Here is a 12316-nt window from a genome sequence, read left to right on the forward strand (position 1 = left end):
ACCCGGGGGGCCGAGCCCCCCGGACCCCCCACGGTGCGGCCTGTTGCCGACCCAGCGTGGTTGCGTTTTCGCCTCGGGCGCTGCGCGCCCTGGCGGGTCTGGCCGAGTCGGGTGGTGAGTCGGACCTTGTTTGCCTCGCGAAGCTGGCGCTTCGCTTGCTGGTGACCCCGCCTCTGATGACCCCGCCTCTGGCGACCCGCGGTCCCTGTCGGTGGCGTTGGCGGGTGCCCTCGTCATCTTTTTGCCCCGATCCGATGGCTCGCGACGCCTCGGCGGGGGTGTTTTGGGGTGATCGACTCGGTGGGTTATTTGGGGGTTGCTCTTTGTTGTGGGGGGTTGGGCTGAATGGGTGGGGGTTGGGCTGAATGGGGAATGTTTGTGGCGTGTTGTAGCTCACAGTGGTTTGTGTGGCGAGATCCAAACGTTATCGTGGCCCTCGTGCCTCTTCCCTCCCTTGGCCGCTTGAGCAGCCGCACGAACCTGAAAGCCGCCGCGCCTTCCGGGCGTCATCGTGGTGCCGCGAAGCCCGTGGACGACGGTGTTGTCGAGGACACTGAGCTCACGTCCTACCTGGCGGCACTGGCCCCCGACAACGACCTCGAGAGCACCGGATCCGGCAAGCGGTTCGGAGAAGCCCAGGTCATCCAGCTGCGGATGAGCCTCGTCGCCAACCAGCAGCTCAAGGACATCGCCGCCGAGCGGCAGATCTCCCCGCAGGCGCTGGCCCAGGAATGGATCCTGGAACGCCTCAACTGGGAGGGCCAGGCCTCCTCCCTGCACGACCAGCGGCAGCAGGCCGTCGGCGAGGTCAGCGACCTCACCGACGAGTTCCACTTCCCCGCCGACGCCTTCGACGCGCCGGCCGTGGCACGCCGCTGACGCGCCACCAGACCCCATGAGAAAGGGCCCCCGGCGGAAGCCGGGGGCCCTTCGCTCAGGCCTTGAAACGCGCAACGGGCCTGTGAGGCTTGTTCAGCCTCAGTTTCAGATCGCGCGGACCTTCTGGGCCTGCGGACCCTTCTGGCCCTGGCCGACCTCGAACTCCACTCGCTGGTTCTCCTCGAGGGTGCGGAAACCGCGGCCCTCGATCTCCGAGTAGTGAACGAACACGTCGCCTTCGCCGCCGTCCTGCGCGATGAAGCCGAAGCCCTTCTCCGCGTTGAACCACTTCACAGTGCCTTGCGCCACCGCTGTACTCCTCGTTACACAGATCCGCTTCGAATGCCACCGAAGCGGCACCCCGACCGTCCCGGGCGGTTCCAACGAGACGAGTCAAGAGCGGGTCGGCTCCATGGCTCGCGTCAGAAGTTCCGCGAGTGTGAAGCCACGAACACGCAAAACGACGGCCTGAGAGCAGACTACCGGGATCTGGCCAAAGTTGAACCCCGTGATCGAGGCGAAAACCGGCTCTGCACACCAAGGTCACCGGAACGTCGTAGGGCACCCACCCGGTTCCGTCGTACCCACCGGCTAGTCTGGCGCAGCACAGCGACACCGTGATCACCGGATACGGCTCGGAGTCGGCCGTGCCCCCTCCGTGAAAGCCCCTCCCGGCCATTGTGACGTTAGTCACGTCAAGGTTGCTCAACGTACTTGGTCCACGGGGCGTCTCGAAGGGGGGAAGCACCAAATGGGGCAAAGGGGAATGGGTGTGACGGTGAGGATCTCCACGCGGCGCCGGGGCGCTGCCGTGGCACTGGGCTTGGTCGCCGTGCTCACGCTGGGGGCGTGCAGCAGCGAGCCGACGGTCTCGGCGAGCGGTTCGTCGGGCGGGGGCCCGACCAGCTCGCCCGCCCCCACCGCGCAACCGGCCAAGCTGACGGTGACTCCGGCGGGCGGCGCCCAGGACGTCGCGCCCGGCGAACCGGTCGGCGTCCAGGTCACCGACGGCACGATCATGTCCGTCACGCTGACCAACCCGGACGGCAAGCAGGTCCAGGGCCAGACGTCGCCGGACAAGAAGACCTGGAACACCACCGAGCAGCTCGGCTACGGCAAGACCTACACCTGGACCGGCCAGGTGCAGGGTGCCGACGGCAAGAACGTCCCCATCGCCGGCGCGTTCACCACGGTCAAGCCGAAGCGGCAGATGGCGGCCAGCCTGAACGTCGGTGACGGCCAGACGTACGGCATCGCGATGCCGATCGCGCTGAACTTCCCGAGCCGCGTCACCGACAAGGCCTCCGTCGAGAAGGCGCTGTCGGTCGAGACCACGCCGAAGACCGAGGGCTCGTGGGCCTGGATGCCCGGCGACGCTTCGGTGCACTGGCGGCCGAAGGAGTACTTCAAGCCCAACACGCAGGTGAAGGTCAACGCCAAGATCTACGGCGTCAAGATCGGTGACGGCGTGTACGGCAAGCAGGACGTCTCGGCCAGCTTCGCCATCGGGCGGTCGCAGATCGTCAAGGGCAACACCACGCAGCACACGATGCAGGTGATCCGCGACGGCCAGCAGATCGCCGACTACCCGGTGAGCTACGGCCTCGACTCCGACCCGGGCCGCGTCACGCACAGCGGCGTGCACGTCGTCATGTCGAAGCACGCGACCTACTCGATGAGCAACCCCCGGTACAACTACACGGACGTCAACGTGCCGTGGGCGGTCCGGATCTCCAACAACGGCGAGTTCATCCACGGCCTCGCGGCGTCGGTCTGGGCCCAGGGCAAGAAGAACATCTCCCACGGCTGCCTGAACCTCTCGCCGGCGCGGGCCAAGGAGTACTTCGACGGCGCTCTCACCGGCGACCCGGTCGAGATCACCGGCAGCACGCAGACGCTGAGCGCGAAGGACGGCGACTACAGCGACTGGACCTACGACTGGGCGAGCTGGCAGAAGCTGTCGGCGCTCGCCCACTGAGCCGACGTCGAACACCGGGCGGCCGGGAAGTCCCCTGCGGGCTTCCCGGCCGTTCGCGTTTCCCCCGAGATTCCCGAAACCCGATGCAACCCCGGTGATCACCCGCCGCATGACTAAGGGCAGAGGCGCAGCGATCCCAGCCGCGCCCGCGAGAATGAGGAGCTGTCTTGCGTATCCGCATCGCCCTGACCCTCGGCGCGCTCGTGCTCGCCGGTGGCGCCCTGACCGGTGGCATCGCGCTGGCTTCGGAGGCGCAGGCGCCGGCCCCGACCCAGACCCAGGTGACCCGGCCGGGCGAGCCGACCGTGGCCCCCGCCCCGGAGCCCACCCGGACCCGCCCGCAGACGCCGAGCGCCGTTCCCGCACCGCGCGAGACGTCCCGGCCGGCCCGCACCGGACAGGCTCCGCGCGTCCCCCGCGCCGTCCCGGCCGGCCCCACCGGTGACCTGCACCTGCCGGCCGTGTGGGAGACCCGGTAACCAGGTGATCTCCCGCTCCCGTCCGTCGACCGGGCCGGGCTCGCCGTGGGACGGCGAGTTCGCCCGGTACTTCGGCGAGCGCGCGCACAGCCTGCGATCGACCGCCTTCCTGCTCTGCGGGGACTGGCACCAGGCCGAAGACCTCACGCAGGCCGCGCTGCTCAAGCTCTACCTCGCCTGGCCGAGGCTGTCGCGGCACGACACGCTGGACGCCTACGCGCGCAAGATCGTCCTGCGCACGTTCCTCGCCGAGCACCGGCGCAGCAGGTGGAAACGGGAGCGGCTCACCGACGCTCCGCCGGAACTACCGGCGGAGCCCGCCGCGAGCCCCCAGGACGAACTGGTCCGGCAGGGTCTGGCCGTGCTGGCCCCCAAGCAGCGCGCCGTGCTGGTGCTGCGGTACTTCGAGGACCTGAGCGTCGAGGAGACGGCGAAGGCGCTCGGCTGCAGCACCGGCACGGTGAAGAGCCAGGCCTCCCGCGGCCTGGCCACGCTGCGCAAGCGGCTCGGTCCGCATTACGGTGCGTTGACCTTCAGCGCACCCACGGAGGGGAGGTGACGAACATGGACCCCGAAGACGACGTCCGCGCGATCCTGACCGGCGCGGCCGGCGGCCCGCAGCCGCCGATGCGCCTCGAAGCCGCCGACGTGATCGAGCGCGGCGGCCGGGTCCGGCGACGGCGCAAGCGCTTCGCCGTCGTGGGCACTTCGGCCGCGACGGCGGTCGTCCTCGCGGTGGCCGGTTTCCTGGCCGGCCACCGGGTGGGGCCGCCGGAGCCGGTGCAGCCCGCCGGCCCCGGGTTGTCCACGATCGGCACCACTCCCCCGACGTCGGCCGAGGTGCCGGCGACGTCGATCGCGCCGGAGTCGCCGACGGCCGAGCCGGGCCAGACCCGGTCCCGCTCGTCGCGGACGTCGGTTCCGCAGGCGCCGTCCGCGGGCCCGCGGGAAACGTCCCGCCCAGGGCGGGTGCCCACGCCTTCCTCGACCCCGGACGCGACCAGGCCCGCGGCCCCGACGGCGACGACCACGCGTTAGCCGTGGTGCAGATCACCGCGCTTTTGTGGGTTTCCGGCGAAATATCCGGCGGGTTGGTGGCGATATGTCCGGTGGTGTTCCGCTCGGACACCGGACAACCTGCTCAGCCGGACGCCTCGCGCCGGCCCGAGAACCCGAGGAGGAAGCACATGGTGCTCGCCGCACTGATCGTCGAAACCGGAATTGCCGTCGTGGTCGCGGGGGCGCTCGCCGCCTGGTCCCGCAAGCGCTTCACTCCTCGCCACGACGCGAACTGACCCTCCGGCGCACGTGTGCCCCGCCCGGTGATCCGGGCGGGGCACACGGCTGTCCGGCGGCCGCTCAGCGCTGAGCGGCCGCGGAGGCCGGCTTGCCGCCGCTGTCCTCGGTGTCGATCTCGTCCATCGGCACCTGCGACGTCTCCGGGATCTTGATGATCGGGAGGATCGCGATCAACGCCGCCGCCATCAGGTAGTACGCCGGCCAGTCCTCGTTGCCGGTGCTCTTGATCAGCGCCGTCACGATCACGCCGCAGGTCCCGCCGAACAGCGACGTCGAGACGTTGTACCCGATCGCGAACGAGCCGTAGCGGACGCGCGTCGGGAACATCGCCGGGAACGTCGAACCGATCACCGCGAGCATGAACACCAGCAGGACCGCCACGATCAGGAACCCGACGAACAGCCACAGGATGCTGCCGGACTGCATGAGCTTCAGGCAGGGCCAGCTCAGCACCAGGAACCCGATGGCCGCGGTGAGCAGCAGCGGTTTCCGGCCGATCCGGTCGGACAGCGCGCCGAGCGGGATGATGATCGCCATCTGGATGACTTCGACCGCGATGATGATCAGCGTCGAGGTGTTGTCGTTGATCTTCAGCGTGTCGGTGAAGTACGTCGGCATCGTCGTCAGCAGCAGGTAGTCCGCGACGTTCAGCAGCAGGACGATGCCGATCAGGTTGAGGATCATCCGCCAATTGCGGACGAAGATCTCCTTGAGCGGTGCCTTCTTCGGCGCCTCGCCCGCAGCTTCCATCCGGCGGAACTCGGGGGTGTCCTCGAGCTTGTTCCGCAGGTAGAGCCCGATCAGGCCGAGCGGCAGTGCGACGAAGAACGGGATCCGCCAGCCCCACGCGTCGACCTGGTCGGCCGACAGGGACAGCGTCACCGAGAGCACGACGAGGTTGCCGAGCACGTAACCGGCCAGCGTGCCGAGTTCGAGGAAGCTGCCGAAGAAGCCGCGGCGCTTCGTCGGGGAGTATTCGGCGATGAACGTCGCCGCTCCGCCGTACTCGCCGCCGGTGGAGAAGCCCTGGATGATCCGCAGCAGCAGGATCGCGATCGGCGCCGCGATGCCCATGCTGTAGCTGCCGGCGTACGTCGGCAGGACGCCGACCAGGAACGTGCAGCCGGACATCAGCAGGATGGTGATGGCGAGGACCCGCTTGCGGCCGAGCTTGTCGCCGAGCGGCCCGAAGAACGCCCCGCCGAACGGCCGCACGATGAACCCGACGGCGAGCAGCGCCAGCGACTTCAGCACGGCGTTCCCCTCGCCGGGGAAGAACTGGGTGCCGATGCTCACCGCGATCGCGCCCGAGGTGAAGACGCCGTAGTCGTACCACTCGGTGGCGTTGCCCATGGCCGACGCCCACACGGCGCGCTTGACGGTTCTCTCGTCCACCGACGGTTTGCCCGTCGTTGCTGCTGGTTCGCTCATGCCGGCGACGACTCCTCCCGTGCAGTGCCCATTGGGCCGTTCGAGCTCATCAGCCCAGTCTTGACCGGCTCTCCCACCTCGGCAGTCTGAGCCGTGAATTGTCTACGGTGGGGAACTTTCCGGCTACTGAGAGAGGTGGGCGGCCGGGGCGCGCGCGAGGGGCGGTTACCCGCCGGTTAACGTCAGCGCATGAGTCGTGTTTCTCAACCCTGGCCGCCGGTGGCGGTGGAGCCCGCGGTGCCGCACCCGAAGGCGCCGGAACCGGGCACCGAGCTCGGCGTGCACTTCCGGGAGTGCTTCGGGTGCGGCGACGAGGCCGACGCCGGGCTGCAGCTGCGTTCGACCGTCGGCGAGGGCCAGGTGGTGCACTCGCGGTTCACCGTCACCAAGGCCCACCAGGGCGCGCCGGGGCTGGCTCACGGCGGGCTGCTGGCCTGCGCGTTCGACGAGGCGCTCGGCTCGACGGTCGGCAACCTGATGCGCCGCCCGGCGGTGACCGGCAAGCTCGAGACGGACTTCCGGCGGCCGGTGCCGGTTGGTTCGACGCTCTTCATCGAGACCCGGCTGGACGGCATCGCGGGCCGCAAGATCTACGTCAGCGCGGACGGCCGCCTCGACGCCGAGGACGGCCCGATCGCGGTCAGCGCGCGGGCGTTGTTCGTCGTCGTCGGCTTCGAGCACTTCAGCACCCACGGTGACTCGCAGGCGCTGGAGAAGCTGGCCGCGCAGCACGAGAAGAACCAGCGGGAGCGCGGCGCCCGCGACTGGGAGATCAACCCCTGAGCCTCTTCCGCTGCTGGTCGTGAGTGGTAAGGAGGGTTAGAACCCGCTTTACCACTCACGAGGGCGTCAGGTGAGGGTGCGGGGGCGGATCGCGTTGGCCCGGTCGACCAGCTGGATGCGCTCGTCGACCGTGCCCGCCAGCCGCGCCAGTGCCCGGTAGCACCGTTCGAGGCCGAACCGCAGCTCGCGTTCCTCGAGCTGGCACCCGAGCACCCGCGCGCCCGGCGTCGGCTTGCCCTGCTTGAGCCATTCGTGCGCGGCTTCGAGCACACCGGCGGACAGCTGCGTCCGGCGTTCGGCGTCCAGGCGGAGCCGCTCGAGCCGGGCCGACGCGTCGAGCAGGTCGTGCTCGGTGACCGGGGTCTCGCGGCCGTTGGCCTTGGTCGCGGTCGTCTTGATCTTGATGGCCGCGACCTGCGCGTCGACGTAGTGGGTGGAGGACGGCGGCACGGTTTCGAGCACCTCGACCGCACTCGCCCGCGCACCCTGTGCCAGGTACACGCGGGCGAGGCCGAAGGCGGCGCTGACGTAGGTGCGGTCGGTGCGCCAGACCAGCTCGTAGAACCGCGCGGCGGCGAAGTAGTCGCCGACGCCTTCGGCGCTGATACCCAGCGCGAGCTTCGGGGCGATCTCGCCCGGCAGGTCGTCGTACACCGCTTCGAACGCGACGTGCGCAACCCGCGAACGGCCGCCCGCGAGCTCGATCAGGCCGCGGTACCAGTCGATCCGCCAGTCGTGCGGGAAGCCGTTCTTGATGGCCAGGTACTGCGCGGCCTGCAGCTGCCGCTGGGCCTCCGCGAACTCGCCCAGCTCGATCCGGGCGCGCACGATCCGCAGCCGCACCTCGATCGACTCCCGCGGCGCGCCGGCCAGCGCCTCGATGGCGGCCCGCGGGTCGAGCGCGGTCGTGGTGGCGAGCACGCCCGCCGCCGGGTCGTCCGTGTCCACCTGCGGGATCGGCAGCCCGGCGACGACCTCGTCCGCGCCCGGCAGCGGCACGCTGGCGCCGGTTTCGGGCACCACCAGCTGCACGCCGAACGTGCGGCTCTCCGGGCCGAATACCGTGGACACGCCGGGCCGCGGCTTGCCGGTGCCGAGCGCCATGATCTCGCGCAGCACCCCGGTGAGCTGGTCGGACATCTCCTCGGCGGAGAGGAACCGCCGGTCCGGGTCGGAGTGCGTCGCCCGCCGCAGGAACCGGTGGTACGAACCGAACAGCGCGAACAGCGGGACGGCGTCCGGGCCGGGCAGGGTGGTCTTGAACTTGCTGGTGTAGCCGGTGAATTCGAAGCTGAGCACGGCGAGCGTGCGCCCGACGGTGAACAGGTCCGACGCCACCGACGCGCCCTGCGTGGGCAGTTCCGGTGCGCTGTAGCCGGTGGTGAAGAACAGCGGGCTCTCGTAGTCGTCGGTGCGGCGGACCGCGCCGAGGTCGATCAGCTTGAGCTGCTCGTTGGTCTGGATGACGTTGTCCGGCTTGAGGTCGCAGTAGAGCAGGCCCTGGCTGTGCAGGTAGCCGAGCGCGGGCAGGATTTCCAGCCCGTAGGCGATGACCTGGCCGATCGGCAGCGGCTCCGGACGGCGGCTTTCCCGGTGGTGCGCCAGCGCGAGCTGCCGCAGCGACTGGCCGCCGACGTACTCCATCACGATGTAGCCGGTGGTCGTCCCGCTGTGGGCGTCCGGGTGCTGCACGAAGTTGTGGATCTTGACGATGTTCGGGTGCTCGACCTCGGCGAGGAACCGCTGCTCGTTGGCCGCGGCCGCCATCGCCGTCGCGTCCCCGGTGTCGATCAGTCCTTTGAGGACGACCCAGCGGTCGCTGACGTTGTGGTCCTGCGCCAGGTAGATCCACCCGAGACCGCCGTAGGCGATGGCGCCGAGGACCTCGTACTGGCCGCCGACGAGCTCGTGCGGCTGCAGCTTCGGGAGGAACGAGAACGGCGCACCGCAGTTTTCGCACTTCCCTTCCGGCGAACCGGGTTTGCCGTCCTTGCCGCGGCCGACCTTCGCGTTGCAGCTACCGCAGAACCGCTTTTCCTCCGACACCACCGGATTCGTCAGCACCGCGGACGCGGGATCGCGCGCGGGAACCGGCGGCACCTCGACCAGCCCGGCCCCGAGCCGGCCGCGACGGGACCGCGACGTCCGCGACGACGTCCGCCGCGAAGTGCCGGGGAACGCGCCGGACCGGGAGTCCGAGCCGCTGCCGGTCCCCGTTCCGGTGCCCGTTCCCGTGCCGGTGCCGGTGTGCCGGCCTTCGCTGGTGCGCTCGGGCAGGACGCTTTCGGTGCCCGGATCGGGCAGCGGCGCCCCGGGCCCGGTGTCCGGCCGCGGCACCGGCGGCATGATGCTCTGAGTTTCCGGCGCCGGCGCGGCGAGAACGCTCGTCGGCTGCGGCGCATCAGGATCCGGGCGCACGCCCTGCGCCGACGGGACGACCGGCGCATCGAAATTCGGGCGCACGGCCTGCGTCGGCTGCGACGCGTCAGGATTCGGGCGCCCGGCCTGCGCCGGCGATTGCGGCGCGTCGGAGTTCGGGCGCATGGCTTGCGCCGAGGGCGCCACCGGCACGTTCGGCGCCACCGGCACGTTCGGCGGCTGCGGCGCCCCGGCGTCGGGGCGCAACGCCTGCGTCGGCGGCGCGACCGGGGCGATGCTGCCCGGCGGGCGGGTCGGATCTTCCGCGCCCGGGATCGGCGGGCGGGGCTGCCCGCGCGGCGGCGTCGGCGGGCGGCGCCCGGGTGCCTGTCCGGCCGGTTCGCCGTCGTCGAGGCGGCCCGAGATCGACGGCTCCGGCGTCTCCCACCGCACCGGTGGCGGCGGCTGCCAGCTCGGCGTGGCCACCTGCTGCGGCTCGTCGTCCGGCGCGGCGTGCCGAGGACGGCGCGGCTCCTCCGACACTGCTACCTCCCGGATCCCCTGCGACGTGCGGAGATCGATCCTAGTCGCGCTGAGTTACCTTCACTGCTGGTACTGGGGCGACGGCGGCGAAGCCGGGCCGAGCCGGGCTTCCACCCAGCGGCGGTAGCTGTCCTGCCACACGCCGTTTCCGCGGAGCTGGTCGAGCACCGCGTTGACGTAGCGGACCATGTCCTCGTGGTCCTTCGGCACGCCGATGCCGTAGTTCTCCTGGGTCAGCCGCTCGCCGCGGACCTCGAGCGTCGAGTCCTGGGCGGCCATCCCGGCGAGGATGGTGTCGTCGGTCGACACCGCTTCGACCTGGCCCTGCTGGAGCATCACCAGGCAGTCCGACCAGTTGTCCACCGAAACCGGCACCGGCTTGGCCGGGTCCGTCGCGATCTTCGCCAGCGACGTCGACTTCTTGGTCGCGCACACCCGCTTGCCGCTCAGGTCCGCCAGCTTCTGCGCCTTCGACTCCTTGGTGACCAGGATCTTCTGGCCCGCCACGTAGTACACCGAGGAGAACTCGACGTCCTTCTTGCGCGCGCAGGTGATGCTGTAGGTCCGGACCACGATGTCGACCTGGTGCTTCTTCAGGACCTCTTCACGCTGCGACGACGGGATCGCGCGGAACTGGACGTGGCCGTCGGCCGAGCCGAAGATCGCCTTCGCGACCGCGTTGACCATGTCGATGTCGAAGCCCTCGAGGTTGCCCGAGGTGGGGTTGCGGAAGCCGAACAGGTAAGTCGTCTGGTCGACGCCGGCGATCAGCTTGCCGCGCTTGCGGATGTCGGACATCGTCGAGTTGTCGGGGACGGTCGTGCTGGTCGGCGACAGGCTGGCCAGCGGGTTGCAGCTCGTGTCGGAGGTCCCGCCCGCCGTCGCGTCCGGGCCGCCGACGTGCGCGGGCTGCGGCCAGGCGGCGTTGCCGACCGGCGCCGGGTCGACCGGTTTCCCGGGGCTGCCGCAGGACGCCGCCAGCAGCGCGACGACCGCCAGCACACCCGCCCGGACCGTGTTCCCGCGCCTGTTCACCGGTACTCCCTCAGTCGCTCCCGGATCCCCATGGTGACACCCGCCGCGGCGACGATCGCCAGAACGGCCAAGCCGGGCGCGAGGAGCGTCAGTGCGCGGTCGCCGTTGTGGGTGTCGTCGACGAAGTCCTGCCGTCCGACGTCGATGGCCGCCTGGAGGCTGTCGTCGAGCCGCCGGAACGCCGGCGCGGAGCCACCTTTCGCGTCTTCCTGCACGGCGGAGTCGACGGCTTCCTGGTACGCCCCGGCGTCGTCCTGGGCGCGCACCTGCCGGTGCGCCTTCAGCCAGTCTGTCGCGGCCGCCGACGCGTCGGCGATCTTCGTGGCGCCGGCGCCGTCCTTGATCAGGCCGCGGGCTTCGCCGAGCAGACCACCTTGGCCGTCTTCGCCGACCAGCTGGACCGCCTTGGCGCTGAAGTCCTTCTCGTACGTGCCGCCGTCGCCGCGGGCGACCAGCGTCAGCGTTTCGTCTGCGCGGGCCTGCAGCGCGGCGATCCGCGCTCGGACGAGAACATCGACGCGGTGCGAACCGTCGTCCTGGCCGCTGCCGACCAGGCTGCCCTGCACGATCAGCGCGACCGCGCCCCACAGCAGCGACACCACGACGGCGGCCGTCGCGACGACGAGCCCGACGTTGAGCAGCCGGTTGGTGCGCCGGGTCAGGTAGACCTGGGCGACGATCAGCGCGGCCAGCAAGGCGACCACCAGGATCGTGGCGAGCCACGGGAATCCGGTGGCGCTGTCCTGCTCTTCGATGAGCCGCTCGGTGTCGACGCGGTAGAGGTCCTGGGCGGCAGGCAGGATCTTCGCCCGCATCAGCTCGGACGCCTCGCGCAGGTAGGACGCGCCGACCGGGTAGCCGAGCCGATTGTTCGCCCGGGCCGTCTCGACGAGCCCGGTGTAGACGGGCAGCTGCTGGTTCAGCATGTCGACCGGGGCGGCCGCGGCGGCGACGTCCGCGCTGTCGGACGCGGCCTTGGCGAGCGCGGCGCCGGCTTCGGCGATGTCCCGCTCGTAACGCTGGCGGAGTTCGGGCGGCTCGGTGCCGATGGAGAGGAACGCGCTCGCGGCGGTCGCGTCGGCGTCCGACAGCGAGCGGTAGACCTGCTGCGACGCGGCGGCCAGGGGCTCGCGGCGGTCGATGACGCCGCTGATCGTGTCGTCGCGGTCCTGCACCGACAGCGTCGCGACGAGCCCGGCGACCAGCGCCAGCAGCACCAGCCCGACGGCGATCACGGTGAGCCGGCCGGGCGTGGTCGCGGCCGACCGGATGACCGCGCGGACCCCCTGGCCCGGCAGGTCGAGCAGCCCGAGCAGGCCGCTGCGGCCCCCGGTGCGGTCGCGGTTGTCCGGTGGCGACGGCGGAGCTCCCGGCGCGGGCGCCGGGGCCGTCGCGGTGCTGGTCATCCCCGAATTCCTCCCCCTGCCATCCGGGGCATCGCCCCAGGCCGGGGGCTTCGCCTCCCGGAGCCCCCGAAAAAGATCGCTGTGAGCCGTACCCGCAGAAGGTAGCCGAGTCGCCGCGCGCGCAG

General features: G+C 70.7%; 12 protein-coding genes. 7 read left to right on the forward strand and 5 right to left on the reverse strand.

Features of this window, described 5'->3' with window-relative positions:
* The first annotated feature begins 438 nt into the window (after positions 1–438).
* Complete coding sequence (locus ACWEVN_RS00675) at positions 439–879, forward strand: hypothetical protein (protein ID WP_452049728.1); 441 nt, start codon at positions 439–441, stop codon at positions 877–879.
* A gap of 105 nt (positions 880–984) precedes the next feature.
* Here ACWEVN_RS00675 and ACWEVN_RS00680 read toward each other — a convergent pair whose 3' ends face one another.
* Positions 985–1188 (reverse strand): cold-shock protein, encoded by a 204-nt coding sequence (locus ACWEVN_RS00680; protein ID WP_003097368.1) that lies wholly within the window; start codon positions 1186–1188, stop codon positions 985–987.
* A gap of 457 nt (positions 1189–1645) precedes the next feature.
* On the opposite strand from ACWEVN_RS00680, the gene ACWEVN_RS00685 reads away from it, so the two are divergent.
* The 5 genes from ACWEVN_RS00685 to ACWEVN_RS00705 all read left to right on the forward strand — a co-directional run bounded on the left by ACWEVN_RS00685 (position 1646) and on the right by ACWEVN_RS00705 (position 4631).
* Entirely contained in the window at positions 1646–2857 is a 1212-nt protein-coding gene (locus ACWEVN_RS00685) for a L,D-transpeptidase (protein WP_449684828.1), read from the forward strand.
* 167 nt (positions 2858–3024) lie between these two features.
* Complete coding sequence (locus ACWEVN_RS00690; RefSeq protein WP_449684829.1) at positions 3025–3336, forward strand: hypothetical protein; 312 nt, start codon at positions 3025–3027, stop codon at positions 3334–3336.
* Between the two features lie 4 nt (positions 3337–3340).
* Positions 3341–3895, forward strand: a complete 555-nt coding sequence (locus ACWEVN_RS00695) for a SigE family RNA polymerase sigma factor (protein WP_452049729.1) — start codon at positions 3341–3343, stop codon at positions 3893–3895.
* A 5-nt stretch (positions 3896–3900) separates the two neighbouring features.
* The gene (locus tag ACWEVN_RS00700) at positions 3901–4374 is read left to right on the forward strand and encodes a hypothetical protein (RefSeq protein WP_449684830.1); all 474 of its coding nucleotides are present in this window, start codon (positions 3901–3903) and stop codon (positions 4372–4374) included.
* A gap of 2 nt (positions 4375–4376) precedes the next feature.
* Positions 4377–4631, forward strand: a complete 255-nt coding sequence (locus ACWEVN_RS00705) for a hypothetical protein (protein ID WP_449684831.1) — start codon at positions 4377–4379, stop codon at positions 4629–4631.
* Positions 4632–4695: 64 nt separating this feature from the next.
* Here the strand turns inward: ACWEVN_RS00705 and ACWEVN_RS00710 are convergent, their stop codons facing one another.
* The gene (locus ACWEVN_RS00710) at positions 4696–6030 is read right to left on the reverse strand and encodes an MFS transporter (RefSeq protein ID WP_452049811.1); all 1335 of its coding nucleotides are present in this window, start codon (positions 6028–6030) and stop codon (positions 4696–4698) included.
* A gap of 225 nt (positions 6031–6255) precedes the next feature.
* On the opposite strand from ACWEVN_RS00710, the gene ACWEVN_RS00715 reads away from it, so the two are divergent.
* A complete protein-coding gene (locus ACWEVN_RS00715) occupies positions 6256–6849 on the forward strand; it encodes a PaaI family thioesterase (RefSeq protein ID WP_452049730.1) in 594 nt (197 codons plus the stop codon).
* A 66-nt stretch (positions 6850–6915) separates the two neighbouring features.
* Here ACWEVN_RS00715 and ACWEVN_RS00720 read toward each other — a convergent pair whose 3' ends face one another.
* From ACWEVN_RS00720 to ACWEVN_RS00730, 3 genes are read right to left on the reverse strand one after another with little or no spacing between them, the layout of a single operon-like run.
* On the reverse strand, positions 6916–9750 hold the full coding sequence (locus tag ACWEVN_RS00720; RefSeq protein WP_452049731.1) for a tetratricopeptide repeat protein: 2835 nt from the start codon (positions 9748–9750) through the stop codon (positions 6916–6918).
* Positions 9751–9810: 60 nt separating this feature from the next.
* Complete coding sequence (locus ACWEVN_RS00725) at positions 9811–10752, reverse strand: glutamate ABC transporter substrate-binding protein (protein ID WP_449684857.1); 942 nt, start codon at positions 10750–10752, stop codon at positions 9811–9813.
* 29 nt (positions 10753–10781) lie between these two features.
* A complete protein-coding gene (locus ACWEVN_RS00730; protein ID WP_452049732.1) occupies positions 10782–12191 on the reverse strand; it encodes a hypothetical protein in 1410 nt (469 codons plus the stop codon).
* Positions 12192–12316: the final 125 nt, after the last annotated feature.

The organism is Amycolatopsis sp. NPDC003861, assembly GCF_053605405.1.